Raw genomic sequence first — 24,572 nt, forward strand, 5'->3', positions numbered from 1 at the left:
TTATTAAAGAATTATTATATGACAAAGAAAGAACACACTACGATTACAGAGTTATTTCAAGTTTTGGACTTGTTGGAAAGCCTGGACATGCAGTTTTGGTTGGATGGAGGCTGGGGAGTGGATGTCTTGTACGGACAGCAAACCCGCTTGCATAGAGATATTGACATTGATTTTGATGCCAATTATACAGACCAACTCCTTGATCTTTTGCAGGAGAGAGGATATCAAATTGAAACAAATTGGTTGCCCACCCGTATGGAACTGTATAGCAAAGAATTAGGCTATATTGATATCCATCCTTTTGTCTTGAATGCGGACGGCACTTCCAAACAAGCCGACTTGGATGGAGGCTGGTATGAATTTCAACCGGACTATTTTGGAACAGCAGTCTTTGAAGGCAGAAGCATCCCTTGCATTTCTGCAAAAGGGCAACAAGTATTCCATTCGGGCTACGATTTAAGAGAGAAGGATATTCACGATTTATCTATAATTAAACAATGTATAACAACAATGAGCCTAACAATTAGATAAGAACAAGAAAATGACAGAAAAACAAATTGTCTGGTATATCTTACTTACAGAAGTAAAGATAGACAGTGACACCCAGTCTGTCACATCCCTGAGTGTAGCTCCATTGGCAGTCTTGCCGGAATTCCAGCGTAAGGGAATTGGGGGGGATGTTGATTCAGTAAGCCCATCAGAGGGCAGCACTTTTGGGTTACGGCACAGCAGTCGTATTGGGGCATAAAGAGTATTATCCTCGATTTGGCTATCGCAAGGCTATCGATTTAGGAATTGAATTTCCTTTCGAAGTCTCTCATGAATATTGCATGGTGGCTGAATTAATACCTGGAGCTACTGAGAATGTGAAAGGTATGGTTTGTTATCCAACTGACTTTAAATAGTTTAACAAGTAAAATTCATTATATAACTCGGACTGGGTATTTCAATTTCCCAGTCCGTATTCTGATAGTACTTATTCAATTGGAAGATTGTGTTGCTTCAAGAATGAAAGTTTATCCCAATACCCTCTTTGAAAGACGATTTTGTTATCTTTTACATGAAAAAATCCGCATCCACGAAGTCCAAGAGAGTCTTTCCATTCCATGATAGCCCATTCGCCATCTTCAAAAATATTTTCCACCATACAAACCATTTTAGCAGTGGCAAATTCATTCACAAACATTTTGTAGATTGATTCTTTACCTATTATTGGTTCGTTTGCGACTTGATGATTTACTGCATTAGTAGCATACAGCTCTGCTATATGATAAGCATCTGCTTTGTTAAAGCAATCTATCCATTTTTCCAAAACTTCTTTAGGCTTCATTTTTTATAAATTCTTAGGATTTTGATTCTGTAATAAAAACAATCTGTTTGGATGCATAGATACTTGATTTTATTAATAATAGGCTATTCTATATTCTAAATCCTCTGGATTTTTGCTCTCTCTGCACCGAGTTACGTAGATTCTGCTGTAACTTTTCCCATTGTTCCTTAAACCATTGTACTATGGGTTGTCGGTTTATGGTCAGCATAAGCTTACCACTATCCATCGGATGTTTCTCAACCCTAAAAATATCATTCTTGATGTCAAATTTCCACCTGTGTTCTTCGGAATAAATTTTGCCACTACATTGTATGGATTCTTTCTTTGTCAAGAGGTTTTCTATCATGTCTTTGGTAAACCCGATAACAGCGCATAATTTTTCCATTCTCAACATCTCTTTGAACATGGGAAACCATTTGTGGGCTTTTTCAAGCAAGGTGCTCAATCGTGATATTTCCTTGTCTTTGGCTTCAAGTTCTTGATTATGTATTCTTTGAAGATTACGAATTTGTCTGCTATGCTGTTCCTGTATTTGTTGTATCTGAATTTTTAATTCATCAGTAGCTTTGTCCCGTTTGGTAATTTCCTGATGTAGCTGCTCGATGTGATGTTCCAGTTCTTTCAGCTTACCGCTTCCGAAAAGAGAACCTACACCGCTTGCTATGGCGGTAGCAGCATTGGTGGCTGTTTTCTTTAGTTTGTCCGTGCGTATCTCTGCTTTTACCTGTTTGAGTTCCTGTTCGGCAAGGCTTACTTGTTGTTCCTTGTGTCGCTTGGTTTCCTCTATACGTTGCAGTTCGGCTTTCTGCTTCTCAATGATGAAATCATTTCGTTCCAGATGCTCTTTACCTGTGACAGCTTTTGCCTGTCCACGTTCCATCAGGAGAATATCGGAAGCAAGGGTCTGCATGGTTGCCATATCCTCGTCATTGAGCTTTCGGCTCTTTCCAGTTTCATGGTTCATCCAGTCGAATACGACATGAGCATGATAATTTGGTTTGAACCATCTGTTACCGACTTGGAAGCTCTCCTTGTCTTCTGCTTCCGGCTGACCGTTCAGCCAATGCCCTTCGTCTTTATGCAGGAAAATCTGTAGCGGAGTGATGCCCCAGCGTCTTTGGCACTCTTCACCGAATTTGCGTACATCAGCCAGTGTGGTGTCCGGTCTGATAAGCAATACTCCTTCACGGATGGGTGAGCATCCCGCCACCTTGATAATCTTTCCATTCTTTCCCTTGCGTTCCCTTTCCTTTTCCTGCATGGCACGTCCGGTCTTTTCCTTGACCATCCGTTTGATATTTTCATAGTGCGCCTGCAGGTCAGGACTGCCGAAGTCCGGGTTTATCCACTGCTCGTTATCGGCAGTAAGTTCGGGCACGATGTAGATTTGAGATTTGCCGATATTGCGCATATACTCGGCAGTTCTCCGGTTATGAGCCCCGCTTGATGTAACTCTGCAGGGCTTGATATGTATGCTTGACTTTGTTGCCATATTCTTAAATTTTGATTCGGATTGTTGATAAAATATTCTGTTGTCTGCTCATTGCCGCACAGGGTTCTTAGGGGTGTAGCCCATAAGCGGAGATTGCAAAGAGAGGGTCACTCTTTGCTCGGGGTTCTCAGGGGAGAAACGCCCTGAGTGGGTCATTAGGGCAAAGCCCTAATCCCCTCGGGAGAGCCCACAACTACGTAAGCGAAGCGTGTAGTTATAGTGGGCTATAACCGGAAGCTTTTCGGTTTCTTGGATAGCGTATCATTCCTCTTTTTGACAGATTGCGATTGCTCTTTCCTATCGGCTATTCGTTTCTGTAAATATTCGTTCAGATCTTTACATCCACTGTAGATTTGCGAGGCGTCACGTATATACCGAGTAGCATCATACTCCTTTCGGATTTGCTGTATTGCTTCCATTCCTGCACGGTCATTGTCAAAGAAACAGTGGATGCGCTCATAGCTTCCCAACGGATAGAGTGCCTTGGGAACATTGGCTACGGAATTAAGAACTATGTAATCCTGTCTGTCGAAGTCGGGTGATTGCGGACAGTTTTCCAGCCTTAAGGTAAGAAAAGAAAGGTAATCCATAAATCCCTCAAAAACGTAACATGCACTCCTTGGCTTTCCTGACTGTCTGATATGGGATATTTCTTTTGGTGCGATACATCCCTTGAAATATCGGTTGCGGATTTCATAACCTCCAGATATGTTTGGAAAGGCAATGGCGAAATACCGTTTGCCGTTGTGGGTGAAACGGGCTTCCTTACATTCTCTTTTCGCCAGTGCCGTGTTTATCCCTCTTTCCTGTAGGTAGGCAAGCAGGGCAGGAGAAGCCAGCAGCACAATGTCCAATTGCTGAAAACTCGGTTCGGAAAATGATTGCTTGCCAAAAGAGAAAGACACGGGATGTATGTGTGGTGTCTGTTCCTCGATTTTCTGTAGAAGATAAGGTACATAGTCGGAACAGTAAAGTTCCTGTGCCAGTGCAATGATATTTCCACCTTTACCAATTGCAAAATCATACCATTGGTTGCGCTCGATATTCACTTTGAACGAGGGCTCTGTCTCTTCCCGTAACGGGGATTTATACCACAGGTTGATACCTTGCTGCTTGACGGGAGAATGTCCCAAACTGTACAGAAAATCCGCTATCCTGATTTGTTTTGCTGTTTGTATATCCATAATAAGATGAGTGTTTGAATAATGGTTGGAATATTTATTTCTCTTTTCGCCCGTACCTTTTTATGAAGTACGGTCTGTATAATCACTTCACTTTATTTTCGTATATATAGAATACGGTAATAAAGTGAAGCGGTTTTACATTCTCTGCAACCGCTTCGCTTTATCCTTAATATATAGACCTGCCGAATAAAGTGAAGTGATTACAAGTTAGACGGTCTAATAGTGAAAGTCCGGCTTGAACGTGTATTTCCTGCCGTTCTCCTGTACTATCATCCGTTTGTTCCGGAGCATGATGATAAGTGATACCGCCTTTTGATGGTTCAGTTTTACACCTACCGACATATATGCCTTGACTAAGGCGGTTTCCAGATCCTTGTAGCCGTATTCCTCTTTTAGCCCGAAAGCCGCTTCCAGTGCTATGCGGTGCTGTTGTTCGGTAATATGCCTGTAAGGGTCGAACTTTTCCTCTTCCGGTCTTCCCGGTTTCTTCGCTTCGGGTCTGTACCCCTCTATGAGTTCAGGCAATGCATTGTCGTTGATACGGAAAGCGAAAGGCTCGAAATCCATTGCACGGATGTGCATGGCTGAAACATTGCTTATATCCCCGTTGCTCTTGTCCTTTTCCACCAGCAGAACGGTTTCCGCCTTGTTGTTCAGCTCCGTACCGATATGCCCTCTTGCGTTTTCATCGCCTTTGTTCTGGTGGAGTATCGTATGGATGTGTATCTGCCTGTCATCCGTCCACTGCATCAGTTTGGATATGATGCGTGTCGATTCTCCCGGACTGTTGATGTCATATACCATATCACGGATGCCGTCTATGATTACAAGCCCTATGTCCGGTGTATTATAGATAGCCTGTTCGACAATCCTGATGCGCTGCTCGGGCGTGTATTTCCTCAAAGCGAGAAACTCCAGATGTTCATTGTCCCTGTCATCAGGAAGACCGGCCAGCCGTAAAATACGTTTCATGACTTTCAGACAGTGATAATGGCTTTGTTCTGTGTCCACATAAAGAATCTTCCTTTTATCTTCCGGAAGTTCTGCCACATACCGCAGTACCGTACCGTTTTTCAATGCGGCGGCTACGATAGCCGATACATTGAAAGTCTTTTTACTCTTGGCTTTGCCGATGGATGCACTGAAATTGCCCAGTGTACCAATGACCGAACCTTGCACTTTTAGAATCTCAGGTGCTTTCTCGTAGATTTTCGACAGGCTCAGGCGTGAAGCTTGCCAAAGGATTATTGCCTGTTCTGCCGAAATCTCCTTTATTTCTTTCATATAGTCCATAAGCATACCTCCCATTATTTCCGTCCTCCTGTTTTCTTCCCGGCAAGCTCAAGAGCCAATTCCGCATCTACGATAATCTTGCGCCCTATCTGGGTAATCGCCTTGTCTATCTTTCCGCTTTTCTTTATGCGGTTGGCGGTAGGCAGGCTGCACCCGAACAGCTTGGCTATGCCGAGTATTCCGTACACATACTTCCTGCCTGTGTCCGTTACGGGCTGCGGCTGCGCTTCCGGCTGACCGGATGCGTGCCTGCTTAACATGATGAACTCTTCGCCTGTCATCTGCCAGACGGGTTTGGATAATAATTCTTGGATATTTGTCATAGTCCAATCTAATTAGTCGTTAAACAATCAGCCCTGCGCACTGGCTGTTATTTCTGTTCTCGAACGATGCAAAATTAGATATGGATACGGGTGGTAAGGATGGGGATGATATAATCTGAATTTCGTTGTATCTTATTGAATATCAGATAATAAAAATACCACTCAAAAATTAATTTGAGTGGTAAAAGTGGAACTTTCGTAAAGTATCAGGATATATCACGGATTATCTGAATATATGTTCCATTTCCTTGGCGAAATTTTGGTTGCTGTCACTGGGGAAATCTGAAACAGGCTCCTTGTACTTGGATTTGTAGTAGCTGTCGTCAATATCCAGCAGTTTCAGTATTCTGTCTTTCCATTTGTCCCTGTCCTGTTTGGAGAGTTTCTCGCTCATCAGGAATATCAGATAGCATACACGTATTTTCTCTCTCGGTTTTATTTTCAGCTTACAGTTGCAGGGGTGAAGATTCATATTGGCATAGAAATCCAGTGCGGAAATTTCTTCGAACTGTTCTCCTATGCACACCTCATGAATGAGCGAAAGTAATTTCATGCTGAAATATTCCTGTTGTTCTTCTGTCGTTTCCTGCTGACTGATTGGCTCGCTTGATTTATTCTCTTGCTTTCCGTCAGGAATGTATTTCTTCAATATATCCAGAAAAAGGCAGCTTTGACGGTATATGTCCGCACAACAGTTCTTCATGTATTGGAATGCCTCTGTTCTTGCAGCCTTTTGCTGATCATAGAGTTTGTTCAGTTTGGCTTTTTCCCTGTCATATTCAGCCTTGCAGCGTTCATATTCTTTCTCTGCCTGTTTTTCCTCTTCGGCTGTATGCTCCCTGTAACCAATGGAATCATACCTGTTGTTGGCTTCATTCAGCGGCTTGCTCAGACTTCTTGTAACATCCAGCTGGGCTTCAATTTCCTGAGAATACCTTTCCATGTGCTGATAGCAAGCATGTTCTATGGCTCTGTCACTTAACGGGCGTATCTCATAAGCCTGTATGCTCTTTTCTATTTCAGTTTTCAGGCTGTTGAGTATCAAGGTGTATTGCTCTTTTTGCTTGTCAAGCACCAGTTCAAGGATAGCGGCTTCAAAGGATTTCATGTCATTATACTCCTGATAGAAATCCGATATGAATTTCTGCCTGTCAAAAGAAAAAGCGTAATTATCTATATAGTCTCTGTATATTCTGTTGAGTTCTCCATATTGGGGAATCATCGTCTGTATCTTTCCTGCCATATACTTTATATTATGGGTTCTTGTCCTTGTCAAGGAATAAGGTCAGTTCTTCTTCCACTTCTTCTATACTCGGTAGGGCAGATTTCAGATTTTCGGGTACTGCCTTGCTCAATTGATAGTCGCTGATACCTATCGGCTGGTCATATCCAGCCAAGGCATATTGTGCCACGACCTCATCCTTACCCCTGCACAGCAAAAGACCGATGGTCTTGTTATCATTTTCTCCCCTCAGTTTATCATCTACAACATTGATATAGAAATTTAACTGCCCTGCATATTCCGGTTTGAATGGCGTTGCTTTCAATTCCACGACAACATAGGCGTGGAGCTTGATATTATATAGGATCAGGTCGGCGAAAAAGTCACTGTCCCCAATCTGGAAATGTTTTTGTCTGGCAACAAAAGCAAAGCCGTTACCCATTTCCAGCAAGTAACGGGTTACATGCTTTACCAACTGTTCTTCTATATCCCTTTCGTCAGCCTTTTCCTTTGCTCCTGCCAAGTCAAAGATATACGGGTCTTTTAACAGATAATTGGCAAGATCGCTTTGAGGTGCCGGAAGTGTGGCAGTGAAGTTGTTTACCTTGTTACTCTTGATTTGTCTGTCATACAGATTGCTTTCAATCTGCATTTTCAACACATTACTGCTCCAGCCCATTTCTACCGATTGTTTCATGTACCAGTATCTTACACCCAATAGAAGCGGATTATTGAGTATGACCACATGGCTTGCCCAATTTATCCTTGCAACAGGTGATGATAGGAATATTCTTTCCATATCTTCAATTGCTATTTGGCAAATTCTGGATATTGTTCCGGTAACATCCGGAATTTGTGCAAGAGGTTCTTGCATAATTGTAGTTTCCTTATTGTCTGCCGGTTGTATTTGCGCAAGAGGCTCTTGCGTAAATACAGTATTGTTTAACTCCTGGACTGATTCTGTAATATTCTGTACACTTGTGATAGTGGACTTTGTATCCGTTTCTATGAGTTTCCTCAATACACTTAAAGGATAAGCCTTTGCAAACTGACACATATAGGATAAATTTCTGACAGAATATCCTTTCTTCTCAGGATAGTTGAAGCGGATAGCCTGAGCCAATTTATTGATAATTTTTCCTCCCCAGCCATATAAGTTCTGCTGATACAGGATATAGTTACCCATCTTCCAATAATGGAACAACATCTGGGCATTGGCAGCTGTAATGAGACGGACTTGCGCCTGTTCTATTTCCGAACCGACAGCATGGACAAAAGCGTCAAAATTCCTTTTGTCTATATTATGATTATTGTCACTTTCCATATTAATAAATCTTGTCTGACAAAGATAACTTTAATAAATGATAATCTATGAAACTGACTGATACTTTTATAGTTGGTTAAACTTGTTCATTGCATTAGCCTTAATATCATCGGCTATATCAATGTAAGGTTTCATGGCTTTGTAATCACTGTGCCCTGTCCATTTCATTACAACCTGTGCAGGAATACCTAGAGCCAGCGCATTACAGATGAATGTCCTTCTTCCTGCATGCGTGCTGAGCAATGCGTATTTCGGTGTAACTTCATCTATACGTTCATTTCCTTTGTAGTAGGTTTCACGTATAGGTTCGTTAATTTCTGCCAGTTCTCCCAGTTCTTTCAGATAATCATTCATTTTCTGATTGCTGATAACAGGCAATGCCATGTGGTTTTCAAAATGGATGTCCTTGTATTTTTCAAGTATGGCTTTACTGTACTTGTTCAGCTCAATACTCAGACTGTCTGCCGTTTTAACGGTGGTGACTTCTATATGGTCGGACTTGACATCACTTCTCTTTAGGTTACGAACATCTGAATAACGCAGACTGGTAAAGCAACAGAACAGGAAAACATCCCGGACACGTTCCAGATACTGCTTGTCCTTGGGTATCTGATAGTCTTTCAGTCTGTTCAACTCTTCCCATGTCAGAAAGATTACTTTCTTGGGGGTGGTTTTCAATTTCGGTTTGAACGTATCGTATGCTATATTCTGGTGATAGTCTTTCTTGAAGCTCCATCGCAAGAACCATTTGAGGAATCCCATTTGTTTACCGATGGTACTGTTTCTCATATCTTTCTTGTCACGCAGGAAATTGACATATTCGTTCAGTCCGAACTCATTGAAATATTCAAAGGTTAAATCTTCCTTGAAGTTTTTAAGGTGATTTTTTACGGCTGCAAACTTTTCGTATGTGGATTCAGTCCAGTTATTCTGATTGCCGCATTCTTTTACAAATTCATCGAATATCTCCCAAAAACTTATCTTTACGTCTTCCTGGTCTTCACTTGTATCTTTCATTCGCAGGTTGAATGCGTCCTTTAATTGTTGGGTAGTGGGCATGGCTTCCTGTACCTCAAATTCTTTGAATACGTTTTGAATTTCGGTATAGTATTTCAGCAGATCGGCATTGATTTCAGATGCACTTTGCTTTAATTTGTTGGTACACCCGTTCTTCACTCGCTGCTTGTCAGCATCCCACTTGGCTACATCAATGCGGTAACCCGTTGTAAACTCAATGCGCTGGCTTGCGTATATGACACGCATACGGATGGGGACATTCTCCACGATTGGCACACCGTTCTTTTTCCGGCTTTCCAATGCAAAAATGATGTTTCGTTTGATATTCATAATTGGGTGCGTTTGAAATTCTACACCCAAATATACACCCAATATTTGGAATAGCAAAAGATATTCAGAAAGATTTGGATTTACTATGCACTTCAAACAATATTTGATTATCAATAATTTGCATTTTTATGATATTTCTTGAATGTATAGGTTCGAGAGCCTGTCTCTCCGCTGGAACCTAAGACATCAGGTAGACAATTTAAGACAAGAGGCTGTCTCAAAATGAATTGAGATGGCCTCTGTCGTTTCATATCAGACTGAAGTCGTTTGGATTTTTCTCAAAAAAAGGAATTTACAAGTTTCTTTCTACAGATTTCATCGCTTTAAACGGTTTTTTCTTGGTCAGAAGCCTCCTAAGAGGCTACTTTTGCAAGATTATGCGCTATGGCCAGCAGGCCAAATTCAATTTCCACCTTCTTCAGTCCACGGAGATGGAACCTCTTGAAGTGCTTGTTGTTCTTGAGGTTTCCAAATACGGCTTCCACATCCTGCGGCCGCTGGCTCCGGTATTTAAGACCTTCCGCAGAAAGGAGTTTCTCACGTTCCCTTTCCTTGATTTTCCTCAGCCTGTGGTTTACCTGCACAATCCTTTCCGACCGGCTTCTGTGACACCGGCATCTTAACGGGCAGCCCTTGCAGTTCCGGGCCCTGTACCTTGAGATGGTCTGTACAAAACCGTTGTCCGTCGTCCGCTTTACATCGGAGAGTCTTTTCATCCTCTGTCCCATCGGACAGTACATCCCGTCGGTTTCTTCATTATAGTAAAAGTTGGCAGACAGGAACGGGTCATTCCTGAAGCTCCTTTTCTGTTCCTTGTGGAAATAGCTGTACTTTATGAAGGTTTCAATGCCATGCCTGAAGGCGTACAGGTAGTTCTCCTCGCTTCCGTATCCGGCGTCACAGACGGACACGTCAGGATATCTGCCGTACAGGGAATGGAAGTCTTCCATGTGCAGGGGATAGGTGGAGGTGTCACCGGCACACTGGTGGAGGGTATAGTTCAGGATGAACTGTCTGTTGGTACTGACCTGCGGGTTGTATCCGGGCTTGAGCTGCCCGTTCCTCATGTGGTCCTCCTTCATCCGCATGAACGTGGCGTCGGGGTCTGTCTTGGAGTAGCTGTTGCGCCCATCGAGAATCTTTCCCTGGGATTCATATTTCTTCAGCTGTTCGGGCCATGCCTTCCTCACGCGCCGAACCTTGGCCTTCACTTTCCGGTCCGCATCCGTTCCCTCCAAGGCTTCATGTATCTGCTCCAGCGCCCTTTCCACCTTCTCGGGGGTGATGTCCTGGTAAGTGACGGGAGCGGAGTCGCGCAACTCCTGCTTGGTGACGGACTCGGCGTACCGCCATATTTCCTCAAGCTGTTCCGCGATTCTGGAGATGCGGGTGTGGATGGACTTGCCCCAGACGAACGTATAACGGTTGGCGTTTGCTTCCATCTTCGTCCCGTCGGTGCAGGCCACGTCCAGACTTACAAAGCCCTCCGCCACGAGGAACTTCACGATGGTGGCGAAGACGGTCTTGAGCACATCCTTCAGCCGACTGCTGCGGAAACGGTTGATGGTGTTGTGGTCAGGAGTCACATTGCCGGTCAGCCACATGAAGCGGATGTCATTGCGGCAAAACTCTTCGATGCGGCGGCTGGAATAGATGTTGCGCAGATAGGCATATACCAGAATCTGCAGCATCATGCGGGGATGGTAGGCCGGACAGCCTTTGACGGAGTACTTGCGGTAAAGTTCTTCCAGGCTGATCTGTTCAATGATACGGTGAACAACCCGGACCGGGTCGTTCTGGGGAATAAAATCGCCTAAACACGGAGGTAAAAGCAGATTATCGTTGGAGGTATANATGGAGGATATGGCCAATCATTACGGTACGGTCATCATACCGGCACGTCCCGTACACCCTAAAGATAAAAGCAACGTGGAAGGGACCGTGAGGCTTGTCTATATGCGTGTGTTTGCCGAACTCCGCAATGAAACCTTCCATTCACTGGAAGAGCTTAACCGGGCAGCCTCACTCAAAATGAAAGCGCACAACCAGAAACGCATGCAAAAGCATCCTTACACGCGTGAGGAACGGTTCCTTGCCGTAGACAAGCCAAATCTTATGCCACTGCCTGACAGAGATTTTGAGATTGTGTCATATACCGATTTGAAGGTGTCAACCAACTGCTGTATCTATCTTGGACGTGACCAGCACTATTATACAGTACCGTATCAGTATATATCCAAAACCGCACATGTCGCATATACACGCACACTGGTAAAAGTATATGTGGACGGTGAGCTTGTAGCCACTCACCTACGTGATTACAACAGGGGAAAGTATACTATCGTAAAGGAGCATCTTGCAAGCAATTCCCGGGAATACAGAGGGATGAGTGCAAAATCATACATAGAGCGTGCCGAGCGTGCATCCGGCATACTGGGAGATGTAATCCGCCGCATATTTTATTCTTCCACAATGCCTCCGGAGACTCATTACAAGACCTGCGACGGGCTTCTAAACCTGCAAAGGAGCAGTGATCCGGTCGTTTTCCAAAAAGCCTGCGAGGCAGCCCTGAATGTAGACAGATGCAACTATCGCTTTATCCGTTTACTGGTAGAGAGCAAGTGTGCCGGTGTGGGGCAACCTTCATCTTCCTTTGCTCCTCCGCAGCACTGTAATATCCGTGGAAAAGCACAGTTCAAATGACAGACTTCTAACACTCAAAACAAATAACGATGGATGAAATTATCAATGCTCTAAGAAACCTTAAGATGCCTGGAATGGCCCATTACTGGGCTACCATGCAGGAGACGCGACAGGCAGAGTCGCTCTCCTTGAAAGACGGTCTGCAACTGCTTATACAGGCTGAACTGGATAACCGGAATCAAAGCCGGAATGCCCGTCTGATAAAAAAAGCACACTTCCGTTATCAGGCTTCCATAAGTGAAGTTATCTATGACTGCAAGCGTGGCGTGGACAAGCAGAAAGTACTTAATCTTGCCACTTGTGACTATGTGAAAAACGGGGTATCCATACTTATTACGGGTGCTGCCGGTACCGGTAAAAGCTGGTTGGGTACAGCGTTTGGTCATCAGGCCTGCATGAACGGATATAAGGTTGCTTATTATAACCTGTACAGGCTCTTCGAGGAAATAAGCCTTGCCCGTATATCCAGTACCCTGCATCGTTTCTTCGCCAAGCTGGCACAGACTGACCTGCTTATACTGGACGACTTCGGCATGAAAGTTCTTGACGGACAACAGTTACTTGACTTTATGGAGATTATAGAAGACCGCCATGGACAAAAAGCTACGATCATCATATCACAACTGCCGGTTGCCAACTGGTACGATGTGATGAAAGGCAACACGACTGCAGCTGATGCAATATTAGACAGGTTGGTACACACAAGTGTGCGCTTCGAGCTACAAGGCAGCAGTTTACGTCAAAAAAGACATCAAAACTGCAACGTTACAGACGAAAATCAATAAATTTGCATCGCCATAGGTAAAGAGTATGAAAAGTGAACGGATATCACCGTTTTGGGTGAACGGATATCAACCGTTTTCAGCAGGTATAGTTTTTAAACATTATCTTTGGGATATATTGCTTGATTCCCTAAGATACAAAAAATTAGGGAGACGGGCAAGTCCTGACTGAGCGAAGTTGGGGCTTGCCCGATTTTTTTTGCAGACACAAAAAAGGCCATCTCAAATTATATTTCAATTTGAGACAGCCTCTTTTTCTATTTATCCGGTGGACAACCGAAAGACATTCAAATGCCCACTTCTGACAAAGTTCCGTTACTAAATCGTTACTAAAAAATAGCCTATAAAAATAGTAACGATTTTCGATATAAACCATTAATTTATAACTAAAAAGTGAGTTATGAAACCAACATTCAAGGTCACCTTTATGTGCAAAAAAACACCTTAATTTCTATTGCATCTGATGTATAATTACCTGACGAATCCGGTTTAAACGTTTTTCAACTTCTTCATCATATTGAATTCCTCCATCCTTAAATAAATCTTTATACTTACATTTACGCAATTTATATTTAAATTGTCCTTTCTTGCCATTTAAATCTATTCCAAAATCAATGGGTATCGGTGAATCTAACAAATCCATGTGATAATTGTATGTAAGATCTATACTATGCTCCCCTCCAACAATCGCTTTATATCGATCCCATTGTAAAACAAAGGGTAATACTTCAATTTTTTTCTTATGCAATATCAAATTTGCCGATAACTTATCTATCTCATGTTTCTCCTTATTCTTAAATCGAAAACGACGTGCTATTTCTTTAAACGTTCCATTATCTATCAAAATCAGATTACGTCCATCCACAGAACAAATTGCATCAGTATTTCCCAATAAAGGAAGCATCCTATTATCCACCGGACCAACTGCTGTCAATCGACAATTAACTAATCCATCCATAGTTTCTATTAAAGGGAATATGGTTTTTACAGTAGGAATCACCTCATGTACTTGTGCGACTAAAAAATCCTTTAACTTTAAATCAAAACAAGTAGTAACTTTATCCTTATTCAAACTATTATACAAAAAATCTAATTCGGCTTTTCCTAAGTTTGAACGTGTAGTTAAATGAGCCTTTAAAGCTTGGTTTCTCACAAAAGCACTTCCCTGCACATGTTGTAAATCCACATTCCTATAATTCATGTGATCAAGGTCAAATTGAAGTTCCAATGCAATATTTTCAGGAATATAAACAGGATGTTGTTTTAGTTGAATAGGCTTTTGTACATGCAACTGACTCTCTAAGTTGTTCAAGTCTCCGAATGCCATCATCTTACTATTCTTTAACTTTTCGGAAGAGACCCCATAAGACAAAGTCCTCTCTAACTCATCATAATCGATATTAGCCGAAAGGATACGAAGAGAGCCTTCCACCTGTGGTGTACCAACCTTCTTATTTTTTGCATCTCCCACAGACAAAGAACCAGATAGGAAGCAATCAGATTTACCGGCTTGCACATGAAGCCGATTCAATGTCAGCTGATGATTCTGAAAACCTAAATAGGCATGATTTATACAAGTCAACATCGGAAACTGAGGGATATACATTTGAGATCGTTCAAACTCCAAAACTCCCTTCAGATTATGCTTCTCGCCTGTCCTTCGTTTTTCTTCAACAGGACGAATTTCAGAAATTAGTTGTATCTTATCAAAAATAAAAGCCTGTTGCCTATATGGATTTAAGAACCTCAACTTATCAGCTTTAAACATAAGTCCACCTTCACCATTTAATAGATTATTTCCAATTGGTTTAATTCCCACATGTAATTCTAAATTCTGAATAGAGGTCCAGGCTGATGAATTATTCCATCTGGCATCCAACAATTTACAGTTCCAATGAGTAGTGATTGGAGAGACCTCATCCTTTCGCGATGAAATTGCCGTATTGGAACGTAAGTGCAAATCAGATAAATTAACGAATAACTTTTTTTTATAAGATAGACACAATGTATCAATCTGGGCAACCCCGGAAAAAACTTCTGTCTGCTTTATAAAATCACTAGCATTTTTAGCGTAACCAAAATCTAAAGAAACATCAGGAATGAAAAAATGTATCTCTTTCTCTAAATGATCAAATACGACATCCTGTATTTTTAATTTTCCTGCTCCCTTTATTAAATGATAATTTCTTTTCCTTAATTCATTAACGGCACATCCTAATCTTGCATCTACCATCATCATCCCTGCCAATGTAATCTTCTTATCCATCAGTACCTTCTTTCCAATGTAATCAAAATTCAGATTCCCTTTTATACAAGCCTCAATATACGGATCATGAACAAAATTCGTTACAGTTCCTTCCAGATTTAGTTCACTCTGCATACCTTTTACAAAAAAACGATTTAATCTCAGGAAACATGAATCAGCACTGGCAGATGAATACTTCATCTCCCAATTTAATTGAATATTCTCTAAATCCTCCCTTAGCTCTGTCCAATGAATCTTACCTTGTTCCAAACTACCCAGAATGTGTAAATCCGGCAAGGAATCCCTCTTCATAGCACCGTGTATTGTACCTTTCAAAATGGTTGTTCCATCTATTTGATAATCTTCTTTTATAGGGAAATAATCAGATGGTATAAAAGCTATCAGATCCTTTAAACGAGATGCCCCTAAATCAAATTGTAAATCAATAAAAGGCACTTGTTTTCTTTTCAAGTTCATAATTTTTCCTTCCAAATTGAACGGAAAGTCATTTATCTTAAAATGAGCATCTGACAAATCAACACCTGCATGTTCTTTATCTAATTCAACATGACAAAACAAATCAAATGAAATAGAATCTAATGGTAAACCTGTACCTTGCACCAACGGAGAAGAGGCCGACAATGAAATATCAGAAAAATCTTGCCCCAACTTTCCTTCAATCAATATATCAGCACTTTTACAACTATAAATTTGTTTTCGGTGAGGTATTTTTAGTTTAATATTACCCTGCAAAATCTGCAATCTATCTATTTCCGACAAAAGTTTAGAAGCAAATTTATGACCTTCCTTTTTTGTTAACTTAGGTATCTGCTCTTCAGCATTACAAACCAATTCGAGATTTTCTACTAAAATATTATCAATACTAATAACATGTTCCTTCCACAATTTAAGTAACTGAATAGACCCCGATATTTTTTTAAACTTTCCGGCAAATGGTGCTTCCGCATTTATAGACTTATCTTGTATTTGAAAACTTCCATTCTTTACTACAATCTCTATAAATGGCCAATTATCCCAATAACTCAAATCCACTTTTTCACAATAAAATTCCACATTAGCACGCCTATTAATTTCGCGGGCAACTAATTCAGACAACCGTTCCGGTGTTAAAAGCCTATATTTCAGATAACAAAATATCCCTCCCGAAAGTATAACAAGTAAAACCAAGAGAGATAAAAAAACTTTTATTATTATACGGACAAATTTCATACCAATGATTCTTATTTTAACATAAAACGGCAGAGATGTATGTATCACCTCTACCGTTCCTATCCTTGATTTATTAATCTCTAAACATCAAAAGCAAAAGCCTACGCCAAACACATGACGAGATCTGCTTATCTTATCTTCATATTCTTTAGAGACTGAAAAACGTAACTGGCAAGTATAACGCAATACCAATGGACCTATTTTACCTAAAAGACCGACTTCTGCTGATATAGCACTATAAAGTTTAAAAGAAGGATCCTTTTTTTCTGAGTTTCGATTGCCACCATTATCACTCAAAGAAGAATCTTCATCCGATTCAATATAAGGATTTCCATTTTCACCTACAAATTCACCGACTCCGGTATATCCTGGACCAAAAAAGATCCATACAGGATATTTAGGCAAAGGATTTACAGTCCATCCAAAAGATAAATTCATTTCGGCCTCCAACTGTTTGCTATAATCTTTCTGCAACGCCTTGAAAAGATCTGGATGAAAACTCAAACTAAAATATCCTCCAACCTTACGCTGCCGATACTTTCCTATGGTTATACCAATAGGTGCACTTTTACTATATTCATAAGCATATACCTGCACGCGTTGATTTCTACTTTGCTGCATTACGCGAATATTTTTAACTTTCTCACTTGCCTGTACAGCATTTCCACAATTCTGGTCTACAATTTTCTGATACAATTCCAGAGCTTTATCATATTCACCGTCCTCATAATACACTTCAGCCGCATCATAATATTTATTACAATCTGTATCAAAATAATGAATACATTCATAACGCTTGTTGGAAGCATTCGTATCAGATGGATTCAATTCCAATATCCTGCCATAATACATGCTAGCCTTTTCATAATCTAATAATTGATAAGCTTCTTCTGCCCTGTCCTGACAAACAATAATTGTATCAATCGATGCAATCAGTTCATCCAAATTAGAATCAGCAGGACAATCAGAACATTCTTTGGCTATACTATACTGCTCTTTAGCTTCCCCATACATACATTTTTGAAAAAAATCTGTTCCCCGTTTTCTGTACTCGTAATAACATCCATAAACGAACGCCACGTCCGGGTCTATCAGCTTATATTGTTTCAGTTCTTTGGGGTTTAATTCTGCCATAATCAGCACAGGAGCATATCCTGAAGTACGAATTATTAATTTACGTCCACGATATCTTTTTCCTGTTTGAAAACGTAAATAATAATACATTTCTTCACCTTTCTGTTCCGTATTATATACATCAACTACTTTATCATGACTAGACTCAAAAGTCAAAGAAATATTTGCCGGACAAGAAATAACCATACCAGCTTCAGTATCCTTTCCAGAAAAAACATTCAATCCGGAACTAACATCTTTCACCTCCAGATTACGCTGTGCAAACGATGTAAAAACTGTACCAATCACACAAATCAATAAAAAAATCAATCGCTTTTTCATAGTATTTCAAATTTAATCATTAACTAACGAACGGACAATATCAAAATCCCCTAAATTAAATACTTCATCCCTAGCCAAAACTTTTCCATCAAGTTTTTCTGGCTGCCAAGTACGTACTTGGATTAACGGATGTAATTCATCTTGGAAATCAATCATCAAAAAGACAAAACCAACGTCACGATATCGATCTGAGTTCCATTCCTGTTTCAGTGTAACCCCATAAATATCAGTCAGTTTCGGATGTTGTATAACCTCTACTTCATCAAATATGACATTTAAATACTTATTGGATGCAAATACCTTTTTCAAATTAGAAATATATTCCTTTTTAGTACGCTTCTGATAGACAATCTTCTCAGAGCTAAGCGATTGTAATGCATAATCGGACTTTGGCTTTTCTTTAATTACTTTGCCTGTAATAATCAAAGCATTGTCACTAAATACTGATTCAATGTATTTTAAGTCTTTCCGATTATAAGAAGTTCTATAATTTTCCACAAAATCAACGATAACCTGACGACGATATAAATCTGATACAGATTCATGTTCTGACATAATTTCTTGATATTTATGCTCGTTTATGGCTATCGATACTCCATCAATTATCCCACGATCTGTTAAGCTGATTACCACTTCCTGATCCTTTACAGAATCATTGGCAGCCATCATAGTTACAGGTATATTACGCACTTGATATCCTGAACTCGTTTGAATACAAATCTCTTCAATCTGTGAAATCGGACAGGCCATCGGACTAGTCTCCCACATTTCTCTAATTGCCTTACGAGCATCCTTCGTGATATTATCCCCCTCAATATCAGGTTTATCACCTGTCATTACGGCTTTATTACATTCTTGCAAAAGCCATGACACATTATTTTCAATGACCTGTTTTACCAAACCATCATCTATTCCATCGGTTAAAACCAATTTCGTTTGCTCCAGTTGCGCAAAGCCAATTACTGGAAACATCGTTAAAAACAATATCAATCTTATCACCTTCATTGTAACAAACTTTTTATAAAATGTTGTGGTATATTTGAATAAAAATCAGCCTTCAGAACAGGATTTTTCACAAACAATTGGTTCTCATTTGTTTCCACCCTTAATAAATGAATATAATTTAATCTTTTATGATTAAAAACTACTATTGCTTCTAGATTCCCTTGTTTATTCATTCCTGAATGACAGGCCGTTATAAAATTTTTCTCAAAATATGCTAGGAAATTAAGTAGTGGTATAGAAATTACCGGAGTAAAATGCCCATACTTCCGATGAGTTATCTGCAAAATTTTTCCTTCTCCATTCGCATAAGTCAAAAACAGATTATTTAATGAATACTCTGGATATTGCTTCTGAAACACCGGAATATATTCTTCTCCTTTTTTCATATAATATGTATCAGCTGTCAATGAAGGTATTAAAAAAGCATCTCCTTTTTCTACATAAAGACCATTCTCCTTTGCTACCAAATTTTTTTCATTTACAGGATTGTCCTTTATATGAACCTCATTTAATACTGCAACTTGTAATTGATGAAACAGCTCATTATCAGATTCTATTTTATCCATACCATCAATCAACTCACGATACAATGGAAAAGTTATCGATAATGCATGAGGAGAAAACAACCAAACAGCCTCTGCCTCCTTCCCTTTTTGACGCATAGAAAAATTAACTGGCATACGCATCTTTTCTAAAACCCTCTGAAAAGATTTTGCGTTTTTTACCACCACTTTCTGTCCGTCTACATACATGACCACATGATATTCTTGCAATTTACGATCAATAGATACAGCATCTTTCTGAAGTAAAAGCTCTAAAAAAAATCTTTCCAGAAAATTACAAAGCCCCACATCTAAAATCTGCTTTGTAGCCTCACTAAACAACGAAACCCCCAAATGACAGACCTGGCCTTTATCATTGTACTGCATGACAATCGACTTTCCTTCAATTATCATAGGTATCTCCATTATAGTATCTACAGAAGACAAACTACCTTCAGGCAATTGATCTGCAATTTGCTTCAACTTACGGCTAACAAACTGTATATCATCTTTTTCATTTCCACTCATAGGAGTACAGAACACAAAACTTATCCATATAATCCATAAAAATTTACACATAAGTAACCATTCAAAAAAATTAATTCTACATATAATTAATCTACAAATAAACTCATACCAACGAGAGTATAATGAAAGATAATAAAGAAATAATCCTCTGTCTCCCCTATCGTTCTCAGTTCCTTTATCTTCCGATTACTATGGACAAAAGTATTGTCAAGCACAATCACCGTTTTCTTCTTTACCTCAAAAGGTAAAGGTATCCTCTGCATTTTCTTATTCCCCCATCCCTTGCACCAATGATTCAAGAAAACGTTTGAAAGTAATATCACCAGCTTTTTTGCCAGAAACCTTTCTCTTGTTTGAGGTGATCAACCTCGATTAATTCAGCACTTTCATACGTTTCATGATTTACATTTAACAATGACATGATACAATATTTTGTGCCGAATATAAAATATCCTAGATCATTTACTTAACTATTCAACTTTAGAATAAATAATAGAATGAATCTGAGATTTCATTGTTGTATATCCAAAAACAATTTCTTCTGATTCAAAGTATTTACGCAACCAGTCCTTCGCCAAAATAAAATCAGGTTTTACACCTTCCCCCTTTAGATACATCTGATACAATTCATACATAGCTCGGATGTTTCCTTTTGCTGCTGCTTTATTTAGATAATCCAAAGCTTTCGTATAATCTCTCTCCACAAGAATGCCGTCCCTATAAAATATACCGACATCAGTCATTGCATCAGCATATTGCATAGCAACTGCCTGTTGATAATATTCCCATGCTTTTTGAGGATTATGTTCTACCCCTAACCCTTCATTATATAACCATCCTAATCGATAGGCTGCATAGGGGCAACGACGAAGAAAAGCTTTCTGATAGCATGCCAAAGCCTGACTATAATCTGGTTGACTCCCCGCAAATGTTTCCCAATACGAATCCCCACACAAAACCATTGCATCAGTATAACCTGCAGCGTAGGCCTTATTATATAAATCTCTTGCCTTTTCCAGATTTTTATCAATGCCCAATCCCTGCTGATAAATCTTAGCCATATTCAACATTGCAAAAAGATTATTCTTCATAGAAGCTTCCATAAAATACGCAACTCCCATCCGCAAATTACGAGGCATACCTAGACCCGAAAAAGACAAACATCCCAAATCATTTAAAGCAGACACACTTTCAGAAGATTCACGTGTTTTTCTATTAACTAACTCACGTAAAGCAGGATTTGACATCTTTTCTGCTTCTGTTATTTCATGATATTTAAAACCTGAATAATCCTTAGGAGCCTTAAAAAACATACAAGGTTCACTTGTCGTAAACAATTCCTTTTCAACCACAGATTTCTCTATAAGTTTCGAATCCATACTACCAGCTAATTTAAATCCATCAAATTTCATTCGAAACTCATAGGAATAAAAACGTACAGGTTGTACGGTCAATGTATCAGCCAAAGTTGCAGAATCAGCAACTAAAACCTCCTCTGCTTTTTCATCAGCAGATAACAGATTACTCCAATCTACATTAAATATATCATCTACAATCTGTGTAAAATCAGAAAAGTTCTTCCGTTCTTCATTTTGTTTCTGAACCTGAAAATCAAAGCAAATCTCATCTCCTTCAGCAAAACCTTGAACTTTCATACCAATCAAAGAAGCATAGTCCTTATTTTCACTCGCATAAGAGTCTGCATTTAACGTAATCCATAATTGATTCTTTTCAGATTCTATATCAAAAATCCACATCTCTCTTCCATTATTTCCCAACTTATCAGAAACCCAGCGTCCCGTAATTTCACGTTGTACAGAAATTGGAATGTCCTCTTTTATCGTAGAAGATAAAACCATTGAATCAGCTTTCTCCATGCTACCTGATAAAACGACAGGAATCATATCAGGCTTTGTTTTATCTACTTTAGGAACTTCCACATTTCCACTCAAAACAGGCACAGTCACAACTGGAGTAGTTAATGCCATATCAGGCTGTTTCCCTGTCATACCCTTAATTTGATAAGTAAGATTAGAAATGGTTGCTTTCAGCTCCTCAGCATTAGTTGCTTCCGGACGTAAACGTAAATAATTCGCATAGCACATACATGCCTTTTCCAAAGCTTCTTTATCCGTTGTCATGGAAGCATAAATATCTCCTAATTGCAGATAAGGGTCAGGTAACCCAGGAGAAACTTTTAAAATCTGTTTATAGATTTGAATAGCTTCTGTTCGATTACTCTCATTCAAGGCCTTATGGGCCTGAAAGAACAATTTTAGTAATTGTTCTTTAGTTGGGGCCTGTCCATAAATACATCCCCCACATAAACATATTGCTAACAAAAGAATAAAAACGATTCATTATTTGTATTAAATTTTAGGTTATTTCCGTCATACTCACAAATATATCAATAAAAATTAAATCAACAAAAAAAAGAAGAACAAATTGTCCTTCCTTTTTTACAAACTTGTCTAGTCCTAAAAACTCTCCAAACAAGTCAGCCTTTCTCCATTCATTTCATTATTCTATAAACAACAGATTTGTTATAAGCCCCTCAATCTGTGTTTTAATAGATTTGCATCATCTCTGTAGTGAGTAATACGGAACTCCCTCGAGTTCCGTATTTCCCACCTCTCAGAATAATACAACCATTGAACTACTTATTATCCAACGCTTCATGTATATCTTCCTTGTAATTATACCCATAAAGCTTATATATGTCTATCTGATGCTTCAAACGTCTCAAGAAATCCTGAATATCTTTATTCTCAGGCATACTCCATTGAATTTCCGCCAAAGCCGCAATACGCGGCATCATTTGCCATTCCATTTTCATCCGTTCCTTGGTCCATTCCGTCCAGATACATCCCTGCGCCCCTATCAGATTCTTTTTCTGTTCAGAAGTAGCTTCTTGCGGAACCGGTTCAAACAAATATACCCTTTCAATACTGCTCAACCCTTTTAACTGATTGTATTTAGGATTACTGAAATACAGATTTGAAATCGGACAAGCTATCGTCCTATATCCACCTTCAATGGATTTCAGGCGAGCTTCCGGACTGGTCCATGCCATTACGATGGTAGATTTGGCAGGATTGCCGGCCAGAATCTCATCCCAAGCCATCATTTCTCGGCCACGTTTATGGATTTCTTTTTCCACTTCTCCCATAAACCAAGCCTGAAGCTGATTTTCTTTCGTATGTTTTTCCGAATCCTTCAATCCGAGTTCTTTGATTTTTTGCTGACATTTCTCACACGTCTTCCAATGATATTTAGGACATTCATCTCCACCTATATGAATATAAGGAGAAGGAAAAATATCCATTATCTCATTTATCACATCTTTGGCAAACTGCAACGTTTTCTCATTTCCTCCACACAGCACATCCCTAAATACCCCGAAAGTAGTAGCCACCTCATAAGGTCCTCCTGTACATCCCAGTTCAGGATAAGAAGCCAGCGCGGCCAGCATGTGACCCGGCATATCGATTTCCGGAATCACTGTAATATATCGTTCAGCTGCATATCGCACAATCTCTCTCGCCTCATCCTGCGTATAATACCCACTGACAGGGATACTATCCATTTCTTTCGTTTCCCAATCCTTGATGGTACATTTTCGTTTAGAGCCTATTTCTGTAAGTTTCGGATATTTTTTTATCTCAATACGCCAACCCTGGTCTTCAGTAAGATGCCAGTGAAAATAATTGATATTATGCAAGGCCAGCATATCAATAATCTTTTTCAAATAATCCACTCCGAAGAAATGCCGGCCTACATCTACCATAAAGCCTCTATAACCAAAACGTGGGTAATCTTTTATGACTCCGCAGGGAATGGCCGCAAGCGCTTTCCCCTCTGTGACAGGCAATACCTTATGCAATGTCTGTATGCCATAGAATACTCCGGCCTCAGTTTTACCCTTCAGCGTTATCTGCTCCTTCGAAACATTCAGCTCATACTCTTCATCATGGGATAAGGTATTATCCAAGCTTAACACAATTGCATGTTCCTTTGCCTCAACAGATAATTCCACATCGACGCCCGTAAGTTTCTTTATATAAGCAGACAGAAACTCCGCATTCCTTTTCATCTTCTCATTATTCTCCGGATAACATATATTTGTCGAACCATCGATAACAAAAGAAGAACCGTCTTCCGACTTAACGACTTCATTGGGTACTGGAATTATATCCAGACTTCCGGGCATCACCTTATTCTGAGCACATACCATAAGAAATGAGGGCATCAGCAAAGCAAACAGCATCCATTTTTTTAATTGACTTACATTCATAAATTCATTCTCATATAAAATTAGAAATAAAATAAACAAGGATATATCATCATGACAAACTGTTTTTTTAATAAACAGAATATACACCCAGAACCTCCAAACATCCTGGTCATACTCCAACAGACTTGCCGATTCAAAGATAATCGTTTTTAGATAATTATGCCAACAATCAGTCAAATACGCACATTTTATTCTCTTTTTTTCCTCATTTTGCCAATAAAAGCCACAATGTCTCATACACTATTTGCACGATTCAGAAACAAGTCGTATCTT

At 39.7% G+C, this 24,572-nt stretch carries 18 protein-coding genes; 3 read left to right on the plus strand and 15 right to left on the minus strand.

The genetic code is table 11. The features are described 5' to 3' along the window. Positions 1-18: 18 nt before the first annotated feature. A complete protein-coding gene (gene lnu(AN2), locus BQ7480_RS12230; protein WP_009038171.1) occupies positions 19-531 on the plus strand; it encodes a lincosamide nucleotidyltransferase Lnu(AN2) in 513 nt (170 codons plus the stop codon). Between the two features lie 445 nt (positions 532-976). On the opposite strand, the gene BQ7480_RS12245 is transcribed toward lnu(AN2), so the two are convergent. From BQ7480_RS12245 to BQ7480_RS12285, 9 genes are all read right to left on the minus strand, one after another. After that, positions 977-1,330, minus strand: a complete 354-nt coding sequence (locus BQ7480_RS12245) for a nuclear transport factor 2 family protein (RefSeq protein WP_004308780.1) — start codon at positions 1,328-1,330, stop codon at positions 977-979. Positions 1,331-1,418: 88 nt separating this feature from the next. Next, entirely contained in the window at positions 1,419-2,822 is a 1,404-nt protein-coding gene (locus tag BQ7480_RS12250; RefSeq protein WP_072543089.1) for a mobilization protein, read from the minus strand. Positions 2,823-3,046: 224 nt separating this feature from the next. Next, a complete protein-coding gene (locus BQ7480_RS12255) occupies positions 3,047-4,006 on the minus strand; it encodes a toprim domain-containing protein (protein ID WP_072543090.1) in 960 nt (319 codons plus the stop codon). A 216-nt stretch (positions 4,007-4,222) separates the two neighbouring features. Further along, positions 4,223-5,299, minus strand: coding sequence for an AAA family ATPase (locus BQ7480_RS12260; RefSeq protein ID WP_032596724.1), 1,077 nt, complete (start codon positions 5,297-5,299; stop codon positions 4,223-4,225). Between the two features lie 14 nt (positions 5,300-5,313). After that, positions 5,314-5,622 (minus strand): DUF3853 family protein, encoded by a 309-nt coding sequence (locus BQ7480_RS12265; RefSeq protein ID WP_008145895.1) that lies wholly within the window; start codon positions 5,620-5,622, stop codon positions 5,314-5,316. 223 nt (positions 5,623-5,845) lie between these two features. Beyond that, complete coding sequence (locus tag BQ7480_RS12270) at positions 5,846-6,865, minus strand: hypothetical protein (RefSeq protein WP_008145896.1); 1,020 nt, start codon at positions 6,863-6,865, stop codon at positions 5,846-5,848. Positions 6,866-6,875: 10 nt separating this feature from the next. Then, on the minus strand, positions 6,876-8,168 hold the full coding sequence (locus BQ7480_RS12275; protein ID WP_008145898.1) for a PDDEXK nuclease domain-containing protein: 1,293 nt from the start codon (positions 8,166-8,168) through the stop codon (positions 6,876-6,878). Positions 8,169-8,234: 66 nt separating this feature from the next. Then, positions 8,235-9,515, minus strand: coding sequence for a site-specific integrase (locus BQ7480_RS12280; RefSeq protein ID WP_008145900.1), 1,281 nt, complete (start codon positions 9,513-9,515; stop codon positions 8,235-8,237). Between the two features lie 353 nt (positions 9,516-9,868). Beyond that, positions 9,869-11,380, minus strand: a complete 1,512-nt coding sequence (locus BQ7480_RS12285) for an IS1182 family transposase (RefSeq protein ID WP_083581892.1) — start codon at positions 11,378-11,380, stop codon at positions 9,869-9,871. Here BQ7480_RS12285 and BQ7480_RS12290 point away from each other — a divergent pair. Both BQ7480_RS12290 and istB read left to right on the plus strand, forming a co-directional pair. Further along, positions 11,379-12,218: a Mu transposase domain-containing protein gene (locus BQ7480_RS12290; RefSeq protein WP_210436332.1), complete on the plus strand. Its 840-nt coding sequence runs from the start codon at positions 11,379-11,381 to the stop codon at positions 12,216-12,218. The genes BQ7480_RS12285 and BQ7480_RS12290 overlap by 2 nt on opposite strands. 29 nt (positions 12,219-12,247) lie before the next feature. Next, positions 12,248-13,003 (plus strand): IS21-like element helper ATPase IstB, encoded by a 756-nt coding sequence (gene istB, locus BQ7480_RS12295; protein WP_071150252.1) that lies wholly within the window; start codon positions 12,248-12,250, stop codon positions 13,001-13,003. 448 nt (positions 13,004-13,451) lie between these two features. On the opposite strand, the gene BQ7480_RS12300 is transcribed toward istB, so the two are convergent. The 6 genes from BQ7480_RS12300 to BQ7480_RS12330 all read right to left on the minus strand — a co-directional run bounded on the left by BQ7480_RS12300 (position 13,452) and on the right by BQ7480_RS12330 (position 24,299). Continuing rightward, positions 13,452-16,475, minus strand: coding sequence for a hypothetical protein (locus BQ7480_RS12300; RefSeq protein ID WP_072543092.1), 3,024 nt, complete (start codon positions 16,473-16,475; stop codon positions 13,452-13,454). An 87-nt stretch (positions 16,476-16,562) separates the two neighbouring features. Continuing rightward, complete coding sequence (locus BQ7480_RS12305; RefSeq protein ID WP_072543093.1) at positions 16,563-17,930, minus strand: tetratricopeptide repeat protein; 1,368 nt, start codon at positions 17,928-17,930, stop codon at positions 16,563-16,565. A gap of 12 nt (positions 17,931-17,942) precedes the next feature. After that, a complete protein-coding gene (locus tag BQ7480_RS12310; protein WP_072543094.1) occupies positions 17,943-18,935 on the minus strand; it encodes a hypothetical protein in 993 nt (330 codons plus the stop codon). Continuing rightward, on the minus strand, positions 18,932-20,005 hold the full coding sequence (locus BQ7480_RS12315; protein ID WP_072543095.1) for a hypothetical protein: 1,074 nt from the start codon (positions 20,003-20,005) through the stop codon (positions 18,932-18,934). The genes BQ7480_RS12310 and BQ7480_RS12315 overlap by 4 nt, the downstream gene beginning before the upstream one ends. Before the next feature lie 470 nt (positions 20,006-20,475). Next, positions 20,476-22,347 (minus strand): tetratricopeptide repeat protein, encoded by a 1,872-nt coding sequence (locus BQ7480_RS12325; RefSeq protein WP_210436333.1) that lies wholly within the window; start codon positions 22,345-22,347, stop codon positions 20,476-20,478. 314 nt (positions 22,348-22,661) lie between these two features. After that, entirely contained in the window at positions 22,662-24,299 is a 1,638-nt protein-coding gene (locus BQ7480_RS12330; protein ID WP_072543098.1) for a beta-N-acetylhexosaminidase, read from the minus strand. Positions 24,300-24,572 lie beyond the last annotated feature (273 nt).

The sequence above is a fragment of the Bacteroides mediterraneensis genome (genome assembly GCF_900128455.1).
Taxonomy (GTDB): Bacteria; Bacteroidota; Bacteroidia; order Bacteroidales; family Bacteroidaceae; genus Phocaeicola; species Phocaeicola mediterraneensis.